The 22,728-nt window shown below is 67.9% G+C and carries 27 protein-coding genes and 1 tRNA gene; 5 read left to right on the top strand and 23 right to left on the bottom strand.

Annotation, left to right across the window (positions count from 1 at the left end; translation table 11 throughout):
• Positions 1-307: 307 nt before the first annotated feature.
• Positions 308-1,243 (top strand): Yip1 family protein, encoded by a 936-nt coding sequence (locus tag ACFVT2_RS36120; protein WP_390025043.1) that lies wholly within the window; start codon positions 308-310, stop codon positions 1,241-1,243.
• Positions 1,244-1,362: 119 nt separating this feature from the next.
• Here ACFVT2_RS36120 and ACFVT2_RS36115 read toward each other — a convergent pair whose 3' ends face one another.
• From ACFVT2_RS36115 to dcd, 3 genes are all read right to left on the bottom strand, one after another.
• Positions 1,363-2,949 (bottom strand): ricin-type beta-trefoil lectin domain protein, encoded by a 1,587-nt coding sequence (locus tag ACFVT2_RS36115; RefSeq protein WP_390025035.1) that lies wholly within the window; start codon positions 2,947-2,949, stop codon positions 1,363-1,365.
• A 153-nt stretch (positions 2,950-3,102) separates the two neighbouring features.
• Positions 3,103-3,600: a phosphoribosyltransferase gene (locus tag ACFVT2_RS36110; protein WP_390025033.1), complete on the bottom strand. Its 498-nt coding sequence runs from the start codon at positions 3,598-3,600 to the stop codon at positions 3,103-3,105.
• 68 nt (positions 3,601-3,668) lie between these two features.
• Entirely contained in the window at positions 3,669-4,244 is a 576-nt protein-coding gene (dcd, locus tag ACFVT2_RS36105; protein ID WP_390025031.1) for a dCTP deaminase, read from the bottom strand.
• 568 nt (positions 4,245-4,812) lie between these two features.
• On the opposite strand from dcd, the gene ACFVT2_RS36100 reads away from it, so the two are divergent.
• Positions 4,813-4,886: transfer RNA gene (locus tag ACFVT2_RS36100), tRNA-Gly, on the top strand.
• Between the two features lie 51 nt (positions 4,887-4,937).
• Here ACFVT2_RS36100 and ACFVT2_RS36095 read toward each other — a convergent pair.
• From ACFVT2_RS36095 to ACFVT2_RS36045, 11 genes are all read right to left on the bottom strand, one after another.
• A complete protein-coding gene (locus ACFVT2_RS36095) occupies positions 4,938-6,098 on the bottom strand; it encodes a tyrosine-type recombinase/integrase (RefSeq protein ID WP_390025029.1) in 1,161 nt (386 codons plus the stop codon).
• Positions 6,098-6,310 (bottom strand): excisionase family DNA-binding protein, encoded by a 213-nt coding sequence (locus ACFVT2_RS36090; RefSeq protein WP_390025027.1) that lies wholly within the window; start codon positions 6,308-6,310, stop codon positions 6,098-6,100. The genes ACFVT2_RS36095 and ACFVT2_RS36090 overlap by 1 nt, the downstream gene beginning before the upstream one ends.
• Positions 6,307-7,674, bottom strand: a complete 1,368-nt coding sequence (gene repSA, locus ACFVT2_RS36085) for a replication initiator protein RepSA (protein WP_390025025.1) — start codon at positions 7,672-7,674, stop codon at positions 6,307-6,309. Before repSA ends, ACFVT2_RS36090 begins: the two co-directional genes overlap by 4 nt.
• Positions 7,675-7,812: 138 nt before the next feature.
• Complete coding sequence (locus ACFVT2_RS36080) at positions 7,813-8,121, bottom strand: SpdD-like protein (RefSeq protein ID WP_390025023.1); 309 nt, start codon at positions 8,119-8,121, stop codon at positions 7,813-7,815.
• 23 nt (positions 8,122-8,144) lie between these two features.
• Positions 8,145-8,300 (bottom strand): hypothetical protein, encoded by a 156-nt coding sequence (locus tag ACFVT2_RS36075; RefSeq protein ID WP_103377280.1) that lies wholly within the window; start codon positions 8,298-8,300, stop codon positions 8,145-8,147.
• A 17-nt stretch (positions 8,301-8,317) separates the two neighbouring features.
• Positions 8,318-8,509 (bottom strand): mobile element transfer protein, encoded by a 192-nt coding sequence (locus tag ACFVT2_RS36070; protein ID WP_359820937.1) that lies wholly within the window; start codon positions 8,507-8,509, stop codon positions 8,318-8,320.
• A gap of 1 nt (position 8,510) precedes the next feature.
• Positions 8,511-8,705: a hypothetical protein gene (locus ACFVT2_RS36065; RefSeq protein WP_390025020.1), complete on the bottom strand. Its 195-nt coding sequence runs from the start codon at positions 8,703-8,705 to the stop codon at positions 8,511-8,513.
• Between the two features lie 19 nt (positions 8,706-8,724).
• Complete coding sequence (locus ACFVT2_RS36060) at positions 8,725-9,405, bottom strand: DUF2637 domain-containing protein (RefSeq protein ID WP_390025018.1); 681 nt, start codon at positions 9,403-9,405, stop codon at positions 8,725-8,727.
• Between the two features lie 81 nt (positions 9,406-9,486).
• Positions 9,487-10,842, bottom strand: coding sequence for an FtsK/SpoIIIE domain-containing protein (locus tag ACFVT2_RS36055; RefSeq protein WP_390025016.1), 1,356 nt, complete (start codon positions 10,840-10,842; stop codon positions 9,487-9,489).
• A gap of 2 nt (positions 10,843-10,844) precedes the next feature.
• Entirely contained in the window at positions 10,845-11,201 is a 357-nt protein-coding gene (locus ACFVT2_RS36050) for a hypothetical protein (RefSeq protein WP_390025014.1), read from the bottom strand.
• Positions 11,202-11,340: 139 nt separating this feature from the next.
• Positions 11,341-12,120: a GntR family transcriptional regulator gene (locus ACFVT2_RS36045; protein ID WP_044370888.1), complete on the bottom strand. Its 780-nt coding sequence runs from the start codon at positions 12,118-12,120 to the stop codon at positions 11,341-11,343.
• A gap of 18 nt (positions 12,121-12,138) precedes the next feature.
• Between ACFVT2_RS36045 and ACFVT2_RS36040 the strand changes: the two genes are divergently transcribed.
• Entirely contained in the window at positions 12,139-12,606 is a 468-nt protein-coding gene (locus ACFVT2_RS36040; RefSeq protein WP_390025012.1) for an NUDIX hydrolase, read from the top strand.
• A 343-nt stretch (positions 12,607-12,949) separates the two neighbouring features.
• On the opposite strand, the gene ACFVT2_RS36035 is transcribed toward ACFVT2_RS36040, so the two are convergent.
• The 3 genes from ACFVT2_RS36035 to ACFVT2_RS36025 form a co-directional block, all read right to left on the bottom strand.
• Positions 12,950-13,582 carry a response regulator gene (locus ACFVT2_RS36035; protein ID WP_390025010.1) on the bottom strand — a complete coding sequence of 211 codons (633 nt, stop codon included), beginning with the start codon at positions 13,580-13,582 and terminating at the stop codon, positions 12,950-12,952.
• 1,073 nt (positions 13,583-14,655) lie between these two features.
• Positions 14,656-15,336, bottom strand: a complete 681-nt coding sequence (locus ACFVT2_RS36030; protein ID WP_388980476.1) for a hypothetical protein — start codon at positions 15,334-15,336, stop codon at positions 14,656-14,658.
• Positions 15,337-15,512: 176 nt separating this feature from the next.
• Positions 15,513-15,881: a hypothetical protein gene (locus ACFVT2_RS36025; protein ID WP_390025008.1), complete on the bottom strand. Its 369-nt coding sequence runs from the start codon at positions 15,879-15,881 to the stop codon at positions 15,513-15,515.
• Positions 15,882-16,101: 220 nt separating this feature from the next.
• Between ACFVT2_RS36025 and ACFVT2_RS36020 the strand changes: the two genes are divergently transcribed.
• Positions 16,102-16,329 (top strand): hypothetical protein, encoded by a 228-nt coding sequence (locus tag ACFVT2_RS36020; RefSeq protein ID WP_390025006.1) that lies wholly within the window; start codon positions 16,102-16,104, stop codon positions 16,327-16,329.
• Positions 16,330-16,355: 26 nt separating this feature from the next.
• Here the strand turns inward: ACFVT2_RS36020 and ACFVT2_RS36015 are convergent, their stop codons facing one another.
• From ACFVT2_RS36015 to ACFVT2_RS36000, 4 genes are all read right to left on the bottom strand, one after another.
• Entirely contained in the window at positions 16,356-16,589 is a 234-nt protein-coding gene (locus ACFVT2_RS36015) for a hypothetical protein (RefSeq protein WP_390025004.1), read from the bottom strand.
• 309 nt (positions 16,590-16,898) lie between these two features.
• The gene (locus tag ACFVT2_RS36010) at positions 16,899-17,177 is read right to left on the bottom strand and encodes a hypothetical protein (protein WP_390025002.1); all 279 of its coding nucleotides are present in this window, start codon (positions 17,175-17,177) and stop codon (positions 16,899-16,901) included.
• Complete coding sequence (locus ACFVT2_RS36005) at positions 17,174-17,917, bottom strand: GntR family transcriptional regulator (protein ID WP_390025041.1); 744 nt, start codon at positions 17,915-17,917, stop codon at positions 17,174-17,176. Before ACFVT2_RS36005 ends, ACFVT2_RS36010 begins: the two co-directional genes overlap by 4 nt.
• Positions 17,918-18,501: 584 nt before the next feature.
• Entirely contained in the window at positions 18,502-18,780 is a 279-nt protein-coding gene (locus tag ACFVT2_RS36000; protein WP_390025000.1) for a hypothetical protein, read from the bottom strand.
• Positions 18,781-18,859: 79 nt separating this feature from the next.
• On the opposite strand from ACFVT2_RS36000, the gene ACFVT2_RS35995 reads away from it, so the two are divergent.
• Positions 18,860-19,615: a GntR family transcriptional regulator gene (locus tag ACFVT2_RS35995; protein WP_390024998.1), complete on the top strand. Its 756-nt coding sequence runs from the start codon at positions 18,860-18,862 to the stop codon at positions 19,613-19,615.
• Between the two features lie 526 nt (positions 19,616-20,141).
• Here the strand turns inward: ACFVT2_RS35995 and ACFVT2_RS35990 are convergent.
• Positions 20,142-20,621, bottom strand: a complete 480-nt coding sequence (locus ACFVT2_RS35990) for an ASCH domain-containing protein (RefSeq protein ID WP_390024996.1) — start codon at positions 20,619-20,621, stop codon at positions 20,142-20,144.
• On the bottom strand, positions 20,618-22,690 hold the full coding sequence (locus ACFVT2_RS35985) for a GNAT family N-acetyltransferase (RefSeq protein ID WP_390024994.1): 2,073 nt from the start codon (positions 22,688-22,690) through the stop codon (positions 20,618-20,620). Before ACFVT2_RS35985 ends, ACFVT2_RS35990 begins: the two co-directional genes overlap by 4 nt.
• Between the last annotated feature and the right edge of the window lie 38 nt (positions 22,691-22,728).

Here is a 22,728-nt window from a genome sequence, read left to right as displayed (position 1 = left end):
GTGCCGGACGTAAAGCGAAGCAGTCCGGCACACCCCCACCCCACAGACCCGGCACCGCGCCCGACCAGCCCCGCGCAGCGGCAACGCGCCGCAGGCGCAGAACAGCAACCCCCACGGCGGGGAAGCCGACGACGTGGAACGCAGCCGGCCGCAGGCCCACGGCCGGACGGCCGACAACATGCGAGGCCCCCCAAGGGGCATCCCTTAGGGGATGTCACAGCTCGGCCCCAAAGGGCCACCACCCCTCCGCCGTGGCCCCACCCGCTCCGCGGGACCAGGTACTTTCGAGAGCGTGGCTGGATTCAGGATGGGTCGCGGACGGGATGCCCGTCCCGCGCAGGACGGACAGCAGGTGGGGCACCAGGCGCCGCACGGATACGGGCCGCCGCCGTCGTACGGGCAGCAGCCCCCGCCGGGGCAGGGGCCGGGGCAGTGGCAACCGACGCCGCCGGCGTACGGCGCCCCCCAGGGCGGACCGAGCCCGCAGGGGCAGCCCGAGTACTTCGGCGACGGCGGCTACCAGGCGCCCGAGCCCCCGTACGCGCCCTACGACAACCGCAACAACGCGGCGGGGCACACCCAGCAGTTCAGCGTCGGCGAGGCCCCGGACGCCTACGGCACGTACGGGGACGGGGCGGGCGACGGCCAGTACGCGGACGGCGGCACCTACCGCGCCGGCCAGACCAGCGCGCCCCCGGCCGGTCCGCGACTGCCGTGGAAGCAGTTGCTGGCCGGCATCGTGCTGCGGCCCACGCCCACGTTCTGGCAGATGCGGGACCACGCGCTGTGGGCCCCGGCGCTGATCGTCACCTTCGTCTACGGCCTGCTCGCGGTCTTCGGCTTCGACAAGGCCCGCGAGGACGTGCTCAACCAGACGATCGGCAACAGCATCCCCTGGGTGTTGATCACCTCGGTGATGTTCATCGTGGGCAGCCTGATCCTGGGCGCGGTCACCCACACCATGGCCCGCCAGCTGGGCGGCGACGGTGCCTGGCAGCCGACCATCGGCCTGTCCATGCTGATCATGACGATCCCGGACGCGCCGCGGCTGCTCTTCGCCATCTTCCTGGGCGGCAACAGCCCGCTGGTCCAGGTACTGGGCTGGGCCACCTGGCTCGCCACCGGCTACCTCCTGACCTCCATGGTCAGCAAGTCGCACGACCTGCCGTGGCCCAAGGCCCTGGGCGCCGCCGCGATCCAACTGGTCGCGCTGCTGGCCCTGGTGAAGCTCGGCACGCTGTAGCGCGGCACGGTCCGGCCCACGGCAGAGGGGCCCGTTGCGGGAGACGTCCACGACGTACCTCCCGCAACGGGCCCCTCGTCGTACCGGGGGCGGGCCCGCCCACCGCTTCCGGCGGCCGGTCAGGCGAACCGCTGGCCCGCCGAACCGTCGCACTTCTGGAGCCGCAGCGGGTCCTTCGCCGCGCCCAGCGTCAGGCACAGCGACGATGCGGCGGTCGGCCGGAGGGTGCCGCCGTCCCGGGCGAACTGCTGGTTGGCCGCGCCCGAGCAGTTCCACAGCACCAGCGCGGCGCCGGCCTCGTAGCGGGCGCCCGGCACGTCCAGGCACCGGGCCTGGGTCAGCTCCACGTGCAGCGACTTCCGGTCCGGGTCGTACCACCAGCCCTGGTTGCGCTGCCCGTTGCAGTCCCAGCCGCCGACCGCGGTGCCGTTGCGGGACAGCCCGCCGGTGGCGTCCACGCAGGTGCCGGTCGCGGCGTTCTTCAGCGGCCGGTAGGCGTCGTCCCAGGCGCCCGGGTACAGCTTGGGCTGCCCGGTGTTCGCCGGATCGGCACAGGACGCCTCGCGCAGTTGCGGCGCCGCGTACAGCTGCGTCAGGCAGGACGCGAACGCGCCGTGCCCGCGGACGTTGGGGTGGAAGGACTGGCGGACCGAATTGGCGTCCGGCGGGAAGGGGTTGGAGACGTTCACGTACAGCCCGCGGGCCCAGGTCTCCGGCATGCACACCTCATGCCCGTGGAAGAGCCGCGAGGAGTCGAGATAGGTGACGCCGGTGTCCTGCGCGATCTTGCGCACGCCGCGTTCGAAGGCCGGCACCGCCGTGTTGCGCCCCCAGCCGGCGTCCGAGGTGTACCCGGTGCAGCCGCCCGGGATCTTCCCCGGGAACTGCGGGTTGTCCTCGACGTCCGGGCCGATCGGGCTCGGGTACGACATCATCACGAACCGGTAGTCGCCGTCGGCGTACCCGGCGTCCCGCATCACGGTCCGCAGGTCCCGCACCGTCGCCTCGACCTTCGGCACCAGCCCGTCGACCCGGGCCTGCCAGCCCGGCTGGTACTTGGGCTCGCAGGTCCCCTGGAGCAGGAACCAGCGCTCGACGCAGTCCGTCATCACCGGCCCGAACTGGAGGTCGTCGTTGGCCCCGGCGACCAACAGCACCATTTTCAGCCGGGTGTTGCGCGCCGCGACCGCCAGGCTGTCGCTCTGCACCAGTTCATCGGGGTACTGCTTGCTGCCGCCGATCCGGATGTTGCCGGTGTACGCGCCCGAGCACGCGACGTTGTACGTCACGTCCGCCGCGATGCCGGTCCGGTGGATCGCCGAATCCGGCGACCGGTGGCACCAGTTGGTGGGCCCGTCGGTCCCCGGTTCGTACGTCCCGACGCCCTCCCCGGAGATCTCGCTGTCGCCCAACGAGATCAGCGAGGTCTTCCGCTCGTCGAGCGGCCGCACGGCGGAATCGCCGTAGAGCTTCGTCGCCTGCTGGGCCCGGATCCGCTCCAGTTCCGGCGACAGCGGTTGAACGGCCGGTCGGCCGGCCGCCGTTGCGGTTCCCGCCGCCGCAGTCCTGACGCCGGTGGCACTCGCACCGCCCGCCGTCACCGTGAAAGCGGCGGTCAGCGCCGCCGCCGACACCGCCACGGCGGCCCGCAGCCGCCGCCCTCGCCCACGTCCGCTCCACCGCGGCCCGCGTCTCGCACGCACCATTGGGGCTCCCCTCCGGTCTGCTGTTACCGCCGGTTTCTACTCGGAGGTAGTGACCGGTGGAACACCCGGAACAGAACTGGCCGAAAGGCGCGCCACAAAATGCCGCGAGCCCGCAAAAAACGCGGGCTCGCGGGAAGGCCGTGGGGCCGTACGTCAGGCGTCGAGGATCTGGCCCTCCCGCCGGACCACCGGCGGCTCGACGCTCCACGGGAAGTTGATCCAGTCGTCCGTGCGCTTCCAGACGTACTCGCACTTCACCAGCGAGTGCGACTTCTCATAGATCACCGCGCTGCGGACCTCGGCGACGGTCCCCTGGCAGAAGTCGTGCACCAGCTTGAGCGTCTTGCCGGTGTCGGCGACGTCGTCCGCGATCAGCACCTTCTTGTCCGAGAAGTCGATCGCGTTCGGCACCGGTGCGAGCATCACCGGCATCTCCAAGGTGGTGCCCACCCCGGTGTAGAACTCGACATTCACCAGGTGAATGTTCTTGCAGTCCAGCGCGTACGCCAGTCCGCCGGCCACGAACACGCCGCCCCGGGCGATCGACAGCACTATGTCGGGCTCGTACCCGTCATCCGCGATCGTCTGCGCCAGCTCACGGATGGCTCCGCCGAACCGCTCGTACGTCAGGTTCTCCCGCACGTCACCCACGACTCTCCCAGACCTTCTCTTCGTCTCCGGGCCCGCACCGGCCCTGCCCCACACCTGCGTAAGGTGCCTCACACCTGCGAACGGTGGAAGTTCTTGAACGACCGGGACGGGGTCGGACCCCGCTGCCCCTGATACCGCGACCCGTAGCGCTCGCTGCCGTACGGGTGCTCCGCCGGCGAGGTCAGCCGGAACATGCACAGCTGCCCGATCTTCATCCCCGGCCACAGCTTGATCGGCAGCGTCGCGACATTGCTCAGCTCCAGCGTCACGTGCCCGCTGAACCCCGGGTCGATGAACCCGGCGGTCGAGTGCGTCAGCAGCCCCAGCCGTCCCAGGCTGGACTTCCCCTCCAGCCGCGAGGCGAGGTCGTCGGGCAGCGAGATGACCTCGTACGTCGAGGCCAGCACGAACTCGCCGGGGTGCAGGATGAACGCCTCTTCGCCCTCCGGCACGACCTCGCGGGTCAGATCGGCCTGCTCGACGGCGGGGTCGATATGCGGGTAACGGTGATTCTCGAACACCCGGAAATAGCGATCGAGCCGCACATCGATGCTGGATGGCTGCACCATCGTCGCGTCGTAGGGGTCGATGCGCACCCGACCCGCGTCGATCTCGGCCCGGATGTCCTTGTCTGAGAGAAGCACGCAGACGAGGATACGCGCCCGCGCAGCCCCCGCCGTACGACGAGGGCCCGGCCCCCATCAGGGACCGGGCCACAGCAACCTCACCTGGACGTCGCGCCCGAAGATCACCGCCGACCTTCACCGCGACCTCGCAACCGCCACTACCGCTTGGCGTGCTCCACCGGCACCGAGTGCCGCAGCCGAGCACAGCGCGGGCAGCGCAGCAGACGCCCGGGACCGAGCCGGCCGGTGGTCTGCATGGGGAACGAAGCGGTGCTGAAGACGTGCCCCTCAGCACAACGTACGACGGTGCGCTCCATCAAGTCCCTCTCCCAACTGCGTGGACAACAAAAGCCACATTAGGGGATGAACTGGATGCACTCGCAGGCGGCACTCCGATGCCCCACCGTACGCCTCAACTCCCGTCCCCCGCACCCGCGTCCCGCCCCGAGGAACACCTCCGCGCACCCTCCCCGGCAGCACCCCCGAGACACCCCGCCCCCTCCCCGGACATGCCAAATGCACCGCGACGCGGTGATGGGGTAGAGTGTGCGACGACGCTCCGCCTTCAGATTTCGGGCGGTGTTACGCGGGTGTAGTTTAATGGTAGAACATGAGCTTCCCAAGCTCAGAGCGCGGGTTCGATTCCCGTCACCCGCTCCATAGTTGAGGCCCAGGTCAGCGACCTGGGCCTTGTTCGTTGTCTGAACCAGTTCAGGCGTCCCGCACCAGATCCGCACCAGAAGGCTTCTGATCAGCCTTGCTGCGGGCGGCCCGCACGAGGTCGTCCAGCCCGCTCGCGACTTCCTGTTGCCGCTCAAGATCCGAGTGTTGATAGATGAGCGCGGCCTTCTCCGACGACTGGCCGGCACGGACCATCGTGTCCTTGAGCGTCGCCCCGGACCGCGTCGCCAGGGTGTGACCGGTGTGACGAAGGTCGTAGAAACAGAAGCCCTCCGGCATACCGACGAGCACGCGTGCCTTGCGCCATTTCCGCCCGAAGGTGGACCGCCGGAACGGCTTGCCCTTCTCCCCCACGAACAGCAGTCCGTCCGGCCCCTTCTCCGCATACCAGTCGAGGTGACGTCGGAGGTCGGTCCGGAGGAAGGCCGGCAGGACCACAAGTCGCTTGCCCGCTTCCGACTTGGTGTCGCCCGGGGCACGACGGCCGGTCGTCAGCTCGGGGGCGGCCATGCGGACGCGGATGGTCATCGCGTCCAGATCCACATCCTTACGGCGCAACTCGGCCTGCTCCTCCGGCCGCATGGGGCCGTAGGCACCGAGGAAGACCATCAGACGCCAGCGAGGCCCGAGGGCGTTGGCGAGCGCGTCGACCTGGCCGACGGTGGCGATCTGGCGTTCGGCGGAGGACTCCTTTCCGGCGCCTCTGATGCGGCAGGGGTTCCGGCGGATCAGCTCGTCGTCGACCGCGGTTTCCGCGATGGCCTTGAGCAAGCGGTAGGACTTGGCGACCGTCGTAGCCGCACCCGTGGATGCCAGCCGCTCGGTACGCCAGGTACGGACGCGTGGAGCCGTGATCTCGTCGAGGTCCAGGCCCTTGAAGGTGGGCAGGATGTGCAGCCGCAGGAGTCGGCGGTACAGCTCGTCCGTGGTGGCGGACAGGCCACGCTCCTCCACCCACCGGAGTGCGTACTCCTTGAAGTTCACCGCACCGGCGTCCGGGTCCTGCCAGTTCCCGCGTGAGAGGTCGGCCTCGATCTGTGAGAGCCAGACCTCGGCGTCCTTCTTGGTCTCGAAAGTCTCAGGTGCGCGGAACTCCTGGCCGTCCGGTCCCAGGTAGCTCGCGGTCCAGCGGCCGGACCGGTACTGACGCACTGCGCCGAAGCGTCGGCGGGTGCCCTTGGCGTTCCCCATCAGGCAGCCCTCCCGAAGCGGGAACGGCGACGGCGGACCGGCTGAACGGTGTTCCCGTCGATGTACGCGACCAGGACGCTCTCCTTGATGCGTACGTGGCTGCCGACCTTCACGAAGGCGATCCGGCGCTCGGCGATGAGGCGGCGCGGGAAGCGTGTGGTGGTGCCGAGGCGTTCGGCGGCTTGGTCGACCGTGAGCAGGGAGTCGGTCACGCTCGTTCTCCTTCCTGGGCAAGGGCTTCCCGGGCGGTCTCGCGGTTGAGTTGGAGGTCGCGGGCGATGGTGGCGGCGAGGGCGGATTCGCCGGGGGTGTGGCCGTGGCCGACGTACTGCCAGTCGGTCAGGACGAGGACGGTGTCCGGCTCCGGGGGTTCGAGGCCGAGGGCTTCGCGTTCTTGGGCGGCGCGGAAGTCGGCGCGGGCCGCGCGCAGTTCGCCGAGGGTGGTCGAGTAGCGGCGGGACTTGGAGGAGAAGTGGCCGCGGAAGCCGAGCATGTGGGCCCAGGCCCAGAGGCGGCGGTCCGGGTAGAGCAGGTCCAGGGTTTTGCATGCGGTGATCAGGCGGCGGGTGTGTTCGGGGACCTGGTGGCGGTCCAGCTCGGCGAGTTCGCCGATGCGGCGGTCCAGGGTGCCGGTGGTTTCGGCGGCCTTGGTCGCGTACTTCGCCACGTAGGAGGCCACCGCCTGTTCGGTGATGTCGGAGCCGTCGCCGAACGCCTTGACCGGCCGCACATCCAGCTGCGTGCCCCAGCGGAAGCTGCGGGCGGGCTCATCTCGGGCGGCCGGAGCCGTGACCGAGGTGTAGGGGTGCACGGCGGCGGCACGGATCGCGTCGGTCAGCAGGTCGATGTTTGCCCAGGACGGCGGCGGTGCTCCGGGGCCGTCCGGTCCGTCGAGGCGGATCACCGCGTGGAAGTGGAGGGCTCCGCGCTTCTGGAACTCCGCGACCTTGCCGTAGGAGAGGCGGGCCGATTCCTTGAGGTCGCGTTGGGTGAGGCCGGCGCGGGCGGCCAGTTCGCGGCGGAGTCGGGTGGTGAAGCGTTGCCAGAGGTCGCCCGCGTGGTTGTTGAACAGGACGGCGGCGGCGTAGTCGTACGTCTTGGGGTCCAGGGCGGTGCCGAGCGCCGAATCGCCCGTGCCGTGCTGTGTGCCGCAGCGGCAGACGCCTCGGTCGGGCCGGTTGTGCACGGGGCCGAAGGAGGGCGCGGTCAGGGTGGTGAAGACGCGGGGGTGGTCTCGGACAGTGGCGGGGATGTCGCGGCGGTGGTCTCCCGCCAGGCCGGCGCGGATGAGGTGGTAGGTGTCCCCGGCGTAGGTCCAGGCGCAGGCGGGGCAGCGGGAGGCGCGGCGGTTGCCGCAGGCGAGGCGGAGGCGTCCGCCGGGTTCACCGGCAGTGGTGTAGTGGTGCAGGGTCTCGCCCGAGGTGCGGTCCTTGGTGAGGGTCCAGCCGGTGAGGTGGATTGGGTCGGAGCAGCCGCCGGTGCGGTGGATCTGGTCTGCCCAGCGGTCGTAGTCGGGGGCCGAAGCCACCCTCAGCAGGTCGCCGAGGGTGGTCGGGTCGAGGAGCGTGTCAGGCACGGGCGTCCTCCCGCGTACGGGACGGGCGGGCGGCGGTGCGGTCGGTCATGATGGGGGTTCCTTCCGGATCTGTGGTTCGGACAGGAGCACGGCTCCCGGGCGGCGGAGACTTGGCGGTTGAGGCCGTCCGGGGGCCGATCAGCGGTGTGTGCGCTCGGAGGCGAGCATCGAGCGGAGGACGACCGCGCAGACGGCGACGGACACCCCGCTGATGGCGACCGCCAGGAGCATCGAGACCAGGACGGCGCCGACGATCAGGACCACTGCCGTGCCGCCGCCGACGAGGGCGAGCGCGGTGCCGGGCGTGAGGTGAACCGTGGGGCGGGTCGAGGGCTGAGCGACGGGGGCTGGCGGCGGGGTCTGCCGCACCGTGGAGGTCGGTTCGACGACGGACGGGGGAACGAGTCCGGTGGGCGTCGGGTTGGTCGGGACCTTGGGGCAGAACATGGTGAATCTCCCTTCTTCGGGCGTTACTTGACGGCCGTGTCGATGGCGGAGGCCAGGAAGCTGTGGGCGAGGAGGTAGCCGCCGAGGAGGAACACGGCCACGAGCCACCAGGGCGGGCGGATGAGCTTGATGCCGAGGTAGCCGACGGCGATCAGGGCAAGCCAGAGCGGGACGTCCATGGGGTCTCCTCAGTCGGTCAGCGGACGGTGCAGCGGTGGGTGCGGGCGGCGAGCTGGGCGGCCGAGCGGCTGGAGAAGTCGGCGGACCAGCCGCAGCGATCGGCGGTGCAGACGGCGGCGTGCTTGGTGCGGCCGAAGCGGTCGCGATAGGTGCCGATCTGTACGGGGCCGATCCGCATGACGGAGTGGAAGTGGTCGCGGGCGGGCATGTCAGTCGCTCTCCGTCCGTTTGGTCGTCGGGTCGGGGTAGGCGGCGCGGATACCGGCCGCGGTCGCCGGGTCGGCGGTGCGCTGGACGGCTTCCTCGGCGAGCAGGTGGGCGAGGTAGGGCCGGTCGGCGGCGGTCATCTCGCGGGCGCTGTCGAGGTAGTCCGCGGCGGTCAGGTCGGCCGGGTCACGGGTCACGGCAGTTCTCCCTTCCTGGTCAGGTGAGTTCGGCGGCGATGGAGTCGGCGAGCTGGGGCGGGACGCCGAGGCGGGCCCGCAGGGTGTCGGTGTCGATCCGGTCCCCGGTACGGGCGCGGTGCTCGTCGGCGACCTTGCGGGCGTGGGCGACGAGCGCGGCCGGGACTGGCGCAGGTGCGGGTGCAGGCCGGGGCGGTTCGGCGGGTGGTTCAGCCGGGGGGAGGTCGGCGGCTTCCTGCTCGGGGGGACTCGCTGGAGGCTCAGGGGCAGCGACCGGAGCCGGTACGGGAGCGGCTTCTGGAGTCACGTCGACCGGCGGGGCGGGATCGGCGGTTTCGGCCGCACTCCGCGTATGGGCCAGCAGGGTCCCGCCGAGGAAGGCGAGTGCCGGCCATCCGGCGATGCCGAAGCGGAGCCAGGCGGGCGGGTGTTGGAGGTCGAGGAATCCGGCGGTCGCGACGTTGGCACCGAGCGAGGCCACCAGGGCGATCAGGAACCAGCACCAGGCGAGCCGGGACCGGCCGTTGTTGCGGAGCCGCCGCCAGGCCGCGACCAGCAGCAGGTCGACGCTGATCGGGTAGGCCCACGCCTTCCAGCCGTCCTGTCCGGCAGCGGCGGCCAGGTCGTGGAGGTGGGCGAAGGAGAGCGCTCCGGCGATGACGGCTTGTACGAGGACGGCGTCCGGGCGGATGCGTCCCATGACGGTTCTCCTTCCGGGATCTGGCATGGAGGGGGTAGGGACCTGGCGCATCGAGGTAGCGCCGACCTTGGAGCGGGAGGGTCAAGCAGTCGCGGTGGACGCCTTGTTGAGCGGGAGAGTGCCGGAGGCCGACGAGGCGACGGCGGGCCGGAAGGGCGCGAGCGCGGGCAGGTCGGGCGTGCGGTCGGCGTGCTTGTTGCAGAGGTTGACCGCTTCGCGCAGCGAGGTGTGCGGAGCGCGGATCCGTGACCAGCCACCGCTTGAGTCACCGGCGACCGCGATGCCGGGGGCGTCTGCGGGTATCTGGATGGCGGCCAGTACGGCGTCAGGGGAGATGTCGCCGAAGGCCATGTTGGCGCTGGTCTCGTCGTTGACGCGGTGCACGGTACGGCCGGTGAGCTGGGCCCGGAGCATGGTGATGCCCTTGCCGAGTTCGGAGCCGAAGCGCTGGCCGCAGATCTCCAGGTAGATGCCGGCAGCGCGGCCGAGCTGGGCCAGGCGGACGAGGGCGGTGATGATCCGGTCCCGGCGCCTCTCCTCCTCCTTGGAGGCGAAGAGCGCGAGTTCGGATACCTCGTCCACCAGGACCACGACGGGCGTGGGACGCAGGTCCTCGGCCAGATCCCAGATGTCGGCGGCGATCTCCGCGTCGGGGACGTTCACGCTGATGCGCTGTTCCTCGCGGATGAGTTGGTAGACGGACTCCATGTGCGAGACCAGGGCTTCGAGCAGTTCGAGAGCGGTGTCCTGGTTGTCGGCGAGGGCGGAGAAACGGCGAGCCAGCGGGAACAGCTCGACGCCCTGCTTGCAGTCGATACCGACGAGCGCGACATCCTGAGCGGCGAGACCGGCCACCAGGTTGCGCTGGTAGACGGACTTGCCCGACTCGGTAGCCCCGATCGTGAGCCCGTGCGGGACTGTCCGGTAGTCGCGGTAGTGGACCGATCCGTCCTCGCGCAGTGCGACGGGCACACGCATCGGAGCGCGATCGAGCTTGGCGGGCATCTGCACGCGCCTGAGCACGTCGTAGCCCGTCATCCGCAGTTCGACGACGCCGGAGCGGATCTCCCGGGCGGTGACGCCGTACATCCCGAAGGAGTGCCGCAGCCGGTCAGGGGCGGCGGAGACGTCGAAAGCGTCCTGGCCGGGCCGGAGTTTGAGCCGCAGGACGAGCCCGGTACGGGTCGGCCGGAGACGGCGGATGCGCGGGGCGCGCGACTCGGGGGCCGGCCGGTCGGTCATGCGGGAAAGTGCGAGCCGCCAGCGCGCGGGCGGGACCGTCAGACCGCAGGCGTCCATGACCGAGGCGTACCGGGCTAAGACCCGCAGCGCGGCGAGGACGACCCCGAAGGTCATCCAGTACCAGGCGGGACGCCGCCACCGCAGCACGAGAGCGGTGGCGACGACCAGCAGCAGTACGACCGACAGGCGGGCCATGATCAGGCCGCCTCAGCCTGCGAGCCACCGGCGGCGAGCGAGGTGACCGCCACGGCGCGGAAGGCGATGCCGTGCCGCTTCTGCCCGTTGAACTCGTTCTCCCAGGGACGGGCGACCAGGCCGGTCAGCGCCACCGGAGTGCCCATGCCCAGCTCACCGGAGACCCCGCTCTCGGGGACGGTGACGGACAGGATCTCCACCGCGTCGTTGGCGGCGAACATCACGTCCACGGTCATCAGCTTCGCCCCGGTCTCGATGTCGAGGGCGACCTCGCCGGTACGGCGGTCCTTGACCTTGATCTGCGGCTGCTTCGCGACCATCACGGTCGCGGCGGAGGTGTCGACGGGGATCTGACGCACTACGGATCACTCCTCTATAGATGCTGAACTCCGTCACTCATGTATATGAGTGACATGAAGAAGAGTGCCTGACTCCTGTACATGAGTCAACCCGCCGCGACAAAGAAGTCGGGGCGGGCTGAGGGAAGTTGAGCGGGCGTCAGTCCGTGGCGGGGATGCGGTAGCTGAAAACGAACTGGTCAGCGGCCATCAGGGTGTCGCAGACCTCCACCACGCGCCCCTCGGTCGTCAGCGCCTCACGGACGAGATGCACGACGGGGGCACCAGGGCTGAGCGCCAGCTCGGACGCTTCTGCCTTGGAGGCCGGCCGGGCCTGCAAGGTCTCGACGAACTCCGCGAACTCGTGCCCGTGGTCTTCGAGTCGGGCGTAGATGCCGCCACCGCCGGGGTTCTCGGCAAAGAGCTCGGGGATGTCCTTCACGACGTCCCAGGGCAGGTACGAGCTGGCCGTCTCGACCGGAGTGCCGTTACGGAAGTAGAGCCGCCGACGGGCGAGGACCTGAGTGCCGGGCTCGACTCCAAGGCGTTCGGCCACGTCCTCCGGGACCTCCATGGGGCCGATGTACAGAACGCTGACCTTGGCCGTGGCTCCCGACTGCGCGGACTCCGCCAGATACGCGGCCTTGCCGTCCCGCCGGTGTGAGCGTCGGAAGCGGTCGGAGGAGCGGTGCCGTACCGGCGGTCGGTCCTTCACGATCGAGCCCTTGCCGTGGCGGGTCTCCACCAGGCCGCTCGCTCGGACCTCCACCATCGCCTTACGGATCGTGCCGCCCGCGACGCCGTAGCGCTCGACCAGCTCGGATTCACTCGGCACCATGTCGCCAGGCTTGAGGACCCCAGCCCTGATCTGCTGCACGAGGTCGTCGGCGATCTGCACGTATCGAGGTACGGCCTTGCCCCCTCCTACCGCGGTTCCCATAGTTCTTCCCATCCTCCTATGCTCCTGTACATGAGTAACAGCGCCGCGAAAGCCCAGTCAACGCCACTGCACTCCGTGTCGGTGGCGGGGGTCGTGGTCCGCGAGGACGGCAAACTCCTGACGATCCGGCGAGCCGACAACGGCGCCTGGGAGCTCCCGGGCGGAGTGCTCGAACTCGAAGAGTCCCCGGAGGCCGGCGTACGGCGCGAGGTCTGGGAAGAGACGGGCATCCACGTCGAGGTCGACGAGCTCACCGGGGTCTACAAGAACACGGCCCGAGGCATCGTGGCCCTGGTCTTCCGCTGCAAGCCGGTAGGCGGCGAGGAGCGCACCTCCAGCGAGTCGACGGCGGTCACCTGGCTCACGCCCGACGAGGTGGCGGACTCCATGTCCGAGGTCTACGCGATCCGGTTCCTGGATGCCTTGGACGGTACGGGCCCTCACGTGCGGAGCCATGACGGCAAGCGGCTGACGCCAGCGCGATAGAACTTTCCCTACTTCATCAAGGCGGCTCGCTCCGCTCGCCGCGCGCGGCCCGGCCCCCGTCCGGGCCTGCGCTCCTGTCTCCGCCCCGCTCCAGCCCGGCCGGCGCCCGCCCCGCGCGCTCAACGATCAGCCACCTGAGGCCAGAGAAGAGGTACGTCGCGGCTGGGGCGGTCGGCTCCACGGCTTTAGGCAGCCACTTTGGGGCGAGCCTCTAAGATCATGGCCCCAACGTCGTGCTTTACCGGGCAGGTCCACAGACTGCCCGACGCGCCGCAAGCTTACGGGGCCATGATCACTCGCCCCAAAGCAGCTCCAGCCCAAAGCCGCTCCGCCGACCGCGAGATCAAAGTGAGCCCAACCGCGCCCTTTCCATAAGATCAATCACATAGTGCACAAGTTCGACCGGCGCCGTGGTGGCTGCGAATACCCTGCGATCAATGCCCCTCTCAGGATCGAACCGCCCCGTATAGAACAACACGGGCACGTCAATCCTGTACTGGTCCAGCAGGCGCAACATCTTGATCCCTGCCTGCCGATCACCGTCCCGGTCGATGTCGCTGACGATGATGTCGTACGGCCTGCGGCGAAAGAGGGGCGTGGCCTCCTCCGTCGACAGAGCCACGTCGACGTGCATGCCTGCGGTGCGGAAGAGCTCGACGAGCGGGGTGTTGCCTTCGGGGCGATCGTCGACCCAGAGGATCTTGCCGCCTTGCAGTACGTCGGCAGCGTGCTCCAGCCTACCCAGCGCGGTACGTCTGGCAGTTGCGGTGACAGCCACCTGGCTCTCATCTTGAGCGCGATCGAGTAGTTCGCCAGCGAGCTCGACCTCAACGCCGAGTGCTCGTACCGCAGTTAGTCGAGGAACCATCCGTTGGATGAGCGTCCCCCGAAGGGTGAAGTATGCGGTGGCCGCGAAGGCGACCCAAAGCATGGCAGGGACCGTATCGATGAGCTTGATCCATAAGGCATCGGACATCTCAACATCATCGGAGACATGGCTCGTGCTATGCAGCCACTTTGCTGGACAACGTCAGATGACATCCAGGACTGACATCAACGACGGCGGACGCGAACAGATCACGGCGTAGGCAGAGTGTGCACAACTGAGCCGACCGCGCCCACGGCGGTCGCCGAACCGAACTTGTGATGCCGTGGTCAGCCGGCGCAGGACGGTCGGGCATCGCAGTCGCGATTCATCAGTTTTCGACGATCTTGTCAGACCGCTGATTAACCTGACGGCATGGGTAAGCGAGGCAAACGAGGCCGCAAGCGGTCGGTGAGGTCCGTCTGGATCACGAAGGGGGGCGACGTCTTTCATAGTTCTTCAACCTGCAAGGCCCTGGAGGAAGGGCAGGAGTACGCCGCGAGTTTGGGCATGACCCCTCACCCTCGGTGCCATGTGACGCTAGCCGAAGCCATAGCGAAAAAACGTGCCGCGTGTTCCTACTGCTTCAGGGACTACTGGCCCGGATGAGAAGTGAGAGTTGAGGCAACGGATCGGCCGGACCGCTCCCCTGCTCGAAATCTCGTGGTACAGCAGCGAAGTACAGCAACCGTGATGGCTTCCGGTGACCGTCGTTGCCCCGTGCCGGCCGGGTGATCAGGCGGGATGACCCCAGAGGTCGCCCCGCCCGTAGTTCGCAACGAGTGGCGCTAGTAGCCTCATCGGCATGCAGGCTTCGTTGCCCGAGTGTCCGCGGTGTGATCAGGATTGGGTCCACCCGTATCGATTCAAAGACGACAGGGCGGCCTTCTCACTGTGTACTGAGTGCGACTCCCTTTGGTGGCCGCACGAAGCTCTGGAGGCTGCTACTGCCCGCTTCCTGGATGACGTGGTGGCTGCGCGGCTCGGACTGGGCGGCAATCCCTGGGAATCCCATGTCTGGGCCGACGTCATCGAGGCTGCCGGTGAAGTTTGCTGACATCAACGTCGGTGCACATCGGCAGCGTTGAGCGGTCTTGAGTAGCCGCGCCATCCCTCGGCGTGGTGGCGGTTGCCGCACCCGCGTCGAACTTGGGCAGGCTCCCGAAGCGTGTGCAGCGCCTGAGTTAGCTGCCGTCTGCAGGGTCTCCCCAGTGCCAGGGCAACTCGGGCGGGAGCCAAGCTTCTGAAGCTTCTCGTTCGAGGGCCGGAGCGGCAACATGATCAGGCAGTGAGTCGCCGTCAATGACGGCCTCCAGCGAGAACTGTACGTAGCGCATGTAGTTCCGTACGTCCCGTATTTGGCGATCCCGATATTCGTGGCCCACTCCACGCCAACCGACGTCGTATGCAAGCTTCACGAGTGTCCGGTAACGATCCCGAACCTGCATTTCGCGGATCAAGTACAGGTCAGTGTGCATGCCTCGCCGGATCGACTGCATGGCTGAGGCACATTGCCGGCGCGCGTGATGGCTCAGTGTGGGGCGGTCTGTACCCACATCCGGCAGCGACGGCAGCCAGTCGTAGAGGTCTGCCAATCGTTCAAGTAACTGGCGCGCAGCCTCGGCAGAACGTTCCCGCTCTCTCTCGGAGCGAGCGAGGCTTGCAGCTGCGGCTTGCTGGGAGGCTGCCAGCTGTCCCTGTGATCCAATCGTTTTGGCTGTCTGCCAACGTGCGACCAAAATGGTGATTGCGCCACCGACCAGCGTTCCAAGTAAGGAACTGGCGACCTGACCTGCGAGATCACTCCACCCACTCATTCGGCACATCTTTGACGAGTGGACCGCCGCCTTCAAGAGCTGGGACATTTCCAGAGCTTCACGTGCTGCGACGCAGACGCAGTGCACGCGGCCAAGCAGCCCAGCTTGGCCGCACGCCCCCTCTCATCTCCGACGCGCAGCCTGACGGCGCCAGCATGTGCAACGCCGCGCGGTCGGCAGGGTTGGACACGAATCGCGGCATGGCTGCAGCCCATGCCCGAGGGCTACAGCCAGATGATCAGGGCGACGATCACGACGAGCAGCAGGAAGGGGCCTGCTATCGCCTTGCGAAGCTCCCGTTCGCCCTTGCCAGGGAACATGGGATCGTCGCCTGCGTCAGTGAACACTGCCGCCGATCCCCCGTTTCCTGTAAGGATGTCGCTAGCATCCCGGACCAGCGCTGCGGCCGCCTTCACGTCGCCCGAATCCTTCAGCATTGCATCCAGCTTGGCCATCATCTCGGGCGAGGAGACTGCCAGACGCCGTACCTGTTGCTTGGTCTCCTCATCGATCCCCTTGCTGTTGATGATCGTCTGATAGACGCTGCCGTTGTTGGTCTGGATGTATTGGTCAATGGCGTGGTGCGCGGCCATGGCTCCCCTCACCACATGCGGTGTTGCTTACCAAGGAGGGCGCGTGATCCAGCTGCAGCCGGAAGGACGAGGTGCACTCGCCTTTCGTCTTGGCCTGGCCAAGCGGGCCAGCCAGGATGAGCGCAACCAAGACGGCGGCGACAGCTGAGACGGCGGCCACACCGACCCGCGCGAACGGGTTGAGTGCCTGCCCGATCGTCTTCACCAAGGTGGGCCACTTGTGCGTGACCCACAAGAGGAACGCCACGCCGATGACGCCGAAGACGAGGAGCCGGTCCCGTATGAACGCTGCGGCGTACTCGTCAGAAGACAGCTGAACCAGGCGTTCCAGGAACCGTCCGACGGCTGGGAACGCGTCGGGGAACTGTTCTCCGATCAGGCCGATAGAGAACAAGGCCACCAGGGCGGCGAGGGCCGCGGCAAAGACGCCCTGGGCCAGCCCAAGTAACGCCGCAGCGCTAATCGTTGGGAGCTTCACCGCTTGTCGTCGCGGTAGTTGGTCTGCGAGACGGTGCCGTTGTTCGTCCCGATGATCTGCCCGGAGTGGCGGGCGTCGATGGTGACGCCATCCGACTGTGCGTTGGTGGTGGGGAGCAACTGGTCGGGGGCAGGGCCACCGGAGGAGCGTGAGCGTGTCCACCGGACGGTGATGACAGCGGCGCCGAGTGCAAACACTCCGCCGATGAAGGCGGCGACGATCTCGGTCATGACAGTTCCCCCTGAGGTCGGCGAGTGCTTGTCAAAACCCTATCCAACAGCGGCAGTTGAGGGCATACGAACGATTCTTCTCGGTTGACATGACTGAACATCGTTTGGGAGAGCGCGCCATACACCACAGGATGAGCTCAGGATCTCGCCCACCAAGGCGGTGGCTGCTGCTGGAGGGCCCAATCGTGCTGCAGGGGAGCCCCCATTTGAGTGTGAGGCTCCCCTGCCGCTCGATTTGCCGCTGCTAGCCGAAAGCCGCCGCCGGCAGTAGAGGGCCCTCGTCTCCTCCTTCGCAAGCGGGAGGATCCGTTAGCGGCAGCGGCGGCCGCGGCTGATCGCTACACGACGCACGTCACGCAGGGCTTCAGTCATGTCCATCGCCAGGAGTCGCAGCTCGTTCGGCTCCGTCTCCCCGTCGCCCAGTACTTCGAGCGCGTGCTCCAGGAGTTCGGCTGCCACTTCCAGTTGCACCGATTCCGTGTTGTCAGCCAGGCGGGACAGGAAGCCGCTGCCCTCGGTACTCAAGTAGCAGGGGTTGCCCTCGGGTCCTGACCACGGGAGGAGCCGCAGCTCGTTGTGGGTCGTCATTCTCCGCTCGTCCTCTCGTCGGTCATGTGGTGGGTGGTGAAGACTGCGTCGGCGCGGTCGCCGGGAAGCACCAGGAGCGCCGCCTCGACCACGCGTCCGGTGCTGTCGGCAGCCACCCGTGTGATCGCGAGCACTGCCAAGGACGAGCTGATTCGAAGGGTCGCCGCTTCCTCTGGTGTGGGAGGGCGAGCGCTGACTCGTTCTCGGACCTCGGCCAGGGGCGGGCGGAGCTCTGCCAGCTTTGCCTCGACGGTCTTGCAGCAGTGCGATTCGGTGGGGACGTCAGTCGGCGACAGGTCGCGAGGGACGTAGATGCGAGCGAGGCTGTGAGGAGACTTCCCCTCGTGGCTGAGGCAGAGGAATTCGGTGAGCGGGCTGTTCGCCGATACCCCCAACAGGCAGGTCAGTTGACCGTGCGCCAGGAGGTTGGTGGTGCGGATGCTGACGCGTAACGCCGGCTCGACCGGGGACTCCGTCCTGAGTGCGTGACCACCGCCGACGTACGTGATTCTGCGGCGGGGGTAGCGGACGAAGTTTCCCTTGCCGTGGATCTTCTCGACGAGCCCCTCGCCCTGGAGGACCGCGAGGGCGCTCCGCAGCGTCGGCGTGCTGACCGCGTAGCGGGAAGCGAGCTGTGCCTCGGATGGGAGGCGTTCTCCGGCCTTGATCCGGCCGGTTGAGATCTGGTTCCGAATGTCATCGGCGATGTCGTGACGGCGAGATGGCACGGATTGCGTCACCACCTCTCAGCATCCGTAGGGCTACGAGCCGAGTCCGGGAGTGCATGGTGAGCAGTTCGCCCGACTCGAACCACAGGCGCTTCGCTCCGCCGGGAAGCTGGAGCAGGTCCGTGACGCAACACGGTTGCCCGCCAATCTGGATGACGTCGCCGCACTGCACGCTGGCAGCGGTGATTTCGACAAGGGCGACCGGTGCACCGGTCGGTGCCCAGCCCCTCACTGGGGTACGTCCGTTCGGTGACCACGGGCGGCCACTGTGTGACAGGAGCAGCTGCACGCCTCGTAGACCACGGGGATGCCGATTGGCGCGGCAGCGGGGGAAGACTGTGCGCACTCACAGTGCGTACCGATCAGGCAGGAACTCGACCGGTAGGGAACGGACTTCGTGTGGGTCACGCGAACCTGCTGGCTGGGAGGCATCAGAGGGCCTCCGCCGGCGCGAACGAGTTGCGCGCAAAGCGATCACGAAGCACGACCGCCGGCTGGACGAACCTCGGGGAACGGTGGCGCCGGCCCGTCGGGATGCACCGCCCATCGGTGTGCGAGACGGTATGGCAGATACGGTTGAACACGCTGATCAGCTCCTATCGCTGATGTCCAGGCCCCCGGACATCGCCCGTCGCGGGGGCCACTGTGCGTACGGCGGCCCATAAGGTGCGGCCGTTCAATCTGTTGGCGAGGAGCCCGAATCGATCGGCCTCCGCCACTGCTTCCAAGACCTCCCGCCACGACTCGGCGGAGAACGATTCCGGCACCTCCGCTTCGATCGATGTGAGTTGCGTGTGCCGCTCCACGCGCGGAGTGAGTCCGACGGCGGACAACCGGGCTGCGATCTCTTCGGCGCTTAATTCCGAAGCAGGCACAGGGCAGCCTCCGTCGCTGGGAGATCACTTGGAGTAAAGCTAGTTAACTAGATTAGAGCTAGTGGACTAGATTTTCCATATGCCTGAGCAGCCGCCGTATCTCCGCATCGCTGACGAGCTCCGGCGCCGCATCGCGGAGCATGAGTGGTCGCCGGGAGACCGGCTACCGTCACGCGCCCAGATCGCCCAGGAATGCGGTGTCGGCGAGAACGTGGTTCGTCGTGCTCAGGAGCTACTGATCTCTCAGGGAGTGCTGGAGGGTCGCGCCGGTTCCGGCACGTACGTCGCCGCCCCTCGTCAGCGCGTACGCGTGGTCCGTTCCTCGGCACGCGAGCAGCCCAACGGCTCTCCGTTCCGCGCGGACATGAAGGCCGTGGGCAAGTCGGGGGACTGGGAAAGCCGGACCGAGGCGAAGGTGCCGGCACCGGCTGAGATCGCGTCGCGCCTCGGTATCGACGAGGGCGACCTGTGCGTCCGCACCGTGTACGAGTTCCTCGCCGACGGGAGGCCGGTGCAGCTGTCGACGAGCTGGGAGCCGTACGACCTCACGGGCGGCACGCTCGTCGTCCTCCCAGAAGGTGGGCCGCACGCCGGGGTGGGCGTCGTGAACCGCATGGCCGAGATCGGCATCACGGTCAGCCACGCTGTCGAGCAGCCGGAGCCGCGGCAAGCGAATGCCGAGGAGGCGTCACTCCTCGGCATCCAGAAGGCCAGCCTGGTCACGCACATCCGGCGGACGTACTACAGCGACGAGGGGCGGCCCGTGGAGACGGCGGACATCGTCGTACCCGCCGCTCTGTGCGAGATCGTCTACGAGATTCCCATCAGTCGTTAGCAGGGCAGGGCCAGGCGCTCGCAGCCCGATGCTGCCGCACGGCTAGCGCACCAGAAGAGCACCAGTTGCAGCGGAGAACCTCGGTCAACGGCGGTTCGATCCGAGGGGGCGCGGCAGCACCCCAGCGAGCCGTTCTGCCTGGTCAGCGCCCATAAATGAGCCAACCCGCCGGTGATTCCCAAGCTCAGAGCGCGGGTTCGATTCCCGTCACCCGCTCCATACATGAGCCCCAGGTCAGCGGCCTGGGGCTTACTTGTTGTCTAGACCATTTTTGGTCGGCGTGCCATACGCGCGCCAGAAGGGACCGATTAACGCACCGAGTTGGCGGCCGCAAGCCCTTCCTGGAGAACCTGATCAGCTGTCATCTCGAATCGTGAGACGCAATTTTAGTGACCTGCACCACAAGTCATTGAACGGTCTGCAACGATGCACCCGCAAACATCCCTGACATTGCCTCGCCTAACGGCGGACGATGAAGGCCGGGCCAACTGGTTGTCGACCCGGCCCTCTGATTGCCCGCCCTCCTCTATGCCGGTACGGGCTCTCCCAGGATTCCGCGCAGCACCGTGCCCGCGGCCGGTGAGGCTTCGGCTACCTGCTTCAGCGCTTCGCCCTTGAGGTAGCGGTAGCTCTGCGGCGGGTGGAAGGTCCCGGCGGCACGCAGGGCGCTGAGCGGCACCGGCTCCTCGAAGGACTGGGGCGCCTCAAGAGTGAGCCCGCTGGCCTGGGTGGCGCCGCTCATGTACTCATCGAACTCCCTGCGGCTAATGCCGGTTTGGGTCCGGTGAGTGCGCCATACCTCCCGGGGGGAGCCGACGCTGACCGCCGCGATGCGCGCCAGTCCCACCAAGGCCATCGTGGGGGCGGTGGCGTAGAGGACGACGGTGGTGCCGGGTGGCGCGGCGACGCGCTGTCGGCGTACCTCGACCGTCTTGCTGCCCGCCAGGATCGCAGTGGCGAAGCGGGGGTGCACGGACAGCAGCATCGCGCGGTCCAGATCGTTCACGTCCTTCGGTGTCCCTCTTCGTAGACCGCCTGGAACAGCCTGTTGCTGATCTTCGACAGCGACATCAGCGAAAACTGTAGTCCCAGGCTTTCCGCCAGTGAGTTCAATCGACGCAGCGACACCGTCCTCGGAAAGATCTCGGTGTCCGAGAACCTCAAGGCCATCGCACGGCCCGAAGCGTCGTCGCGAGCGATTGCGCGTATCTGCCCCTGACCATATACGCCCAGGTGTTCGAATTTCGAGTGCAGGGCATCCGGCGCATCGATCACCACCTCGTCCAACCGCGAGCAGCCGATGACCATTTGGCCCTCCTCATGAGAGGAGCCCTTGCTGACGTACCAGAGCAGCCGGGCCGGGACGCTCTCACCACGGCGCCCGGAAGAGCGGTAGTAGACGTGTTCCCTGCTGATCCCCAACTCATTGGGGCGTGGCAGCAGCGTCGTCGGCACGTTGAACAGCTCTGCGGACCATCGAGGCTCGATCGGCGCCAGGAACGACGGCATCAGCGAGTCCATGATCTTCGCCGGCCACCAGGCCCGCTCGACCACCCCTGCGGTCTCGGCCGGCAGATCAGCCTCAAGTGCCGCAGCCCCTTCTCGTCCCAGCTCACGGGCGGCCTCACCCGCAGTGGCCGCCACGTCCTGGGCGTTCCCGCAGACCTCGACCAGCAGGCAGGCCAGCCCGCCATCGTGCTGGAAGAAGCCGTCGTTGCCCGCAGCGGCCCTGGCTGCGGGCGAGGGGAAGGGGTCGCTGATGTGTACGACTTGAGCGCCGCAGTCCCTTCCGAGCCGCTTCAGCGAGAACAGCATCTGCCGCGCCAGCGTCTCCTCCAAAGGGTTCGCCGCGGTGCGCAGGACCGGCACGGTCAGCGTCCGTCCGTCGATCGCCCATGCGTAGAGAGCGACCGGACGGCCCTGGCCATCGCGCAGCAACTCGCGGTGCCAGACAACCGTGTCGCCGATCAGGGCTTCGAGCCGCTGGGCGAACTCCGAGCCGTTGTCCTCGCCCGACTGGTCGAAGAACGCCACGAGCTCGGCCTCCGCCCCTGGGGCCACCTCGCCGGCGCGGAACTCCGTGCCCATGAGGTCGGCGGGCCGGTACATCTGAGCCTGCCGCAGCTCGTCCACATGCAGAGTCACGACCGACGGCGTCACGACTCTTACTCCGGCCACCTTCCAGGCAGCATCGGCCAGTTGTATCAACACCGGATCCCGGGTCACGAGCACCTGCAGGCCGGCACAGGAAGTCTCGGCCACGTACTGCACGCCCCGCATCAATGCGGAATCGTTCGGTATGCCGTGGCCCGCTGCGTCTGATCGCGCCGCCTGCAACAGCTCACGGGTCCGTACACCCACTGCCTCAGCATCCGGGGTGAGCTGCCGCAACCCCTGCGAGGCCATCCGCTGATGCCTGCGCTCCGCTGCATCGGCGATGTCTCTGATCTCGTACAGCAATTGAGGCGTAGCGGCGACTTCGACGAGGTCTGTCAGCCAGCTGGCCTCCAGGGCCTGCGACTCCGCTGCCTCGCCCGTAGGCGCCCGCCCTCGGAGATCGGCGAACACACCGTGATCCACGGCCACGACCAACAGCGCTTCGCTTTCCATGCCCGCGAACAGGTCCAGATGGCCGTGGTCCAGCCACCAACCGTCCAGGATCTCCCCGTCTCGTCCGCGACCACGCACTTCCCCGCGCGGAACGAACCCCAGACTCGTCCACATGTCGCTGAGCCCGTAGTCACGGCGGCACTTCGCCTTGATTCCCAGCCGGTCCCGGTGCCTGTGCCGGATCTCCTCCACCAGCAGCCGCGCAGCGCCCTTCCCGCGGTGTTCCTCCGCAACGCACAGGTGCGCGAGCCGCACATGCGGGCTCCGCTTCGGGAGACCGAACAACGCGTACCCGATCACCTCGCCATGGTCGACTGCGACAAGCAGACCACCATCGCTCGCGTGCTTGCGGTACGCGGGCGGCGTGAGCAACCCCAGCGTCTTGGTGTAGCGGTCGCCCAAGGCCACGGCCGCATCGATTAACTCAGCGTTCGTCTCCGCCACAGGCACGATCTTGATCGCCATGAGTCCCCCTCCGGAAGAACTTGCCACTGGTCGGCTCG

It is taken from the genome of Streptomyces sp. NPDC058000, from assembly GCF_042886435.1.
Lineage (GTDB): Bacteria > Actinomycetota > Actinomycetes > Streptomycetales > Streptomycetaceae > Streptomyces.
Note: the sequence above shows the minus strand (reverse complement) of the source record. Positions and strands in the feature narration are given on the sequence as shown.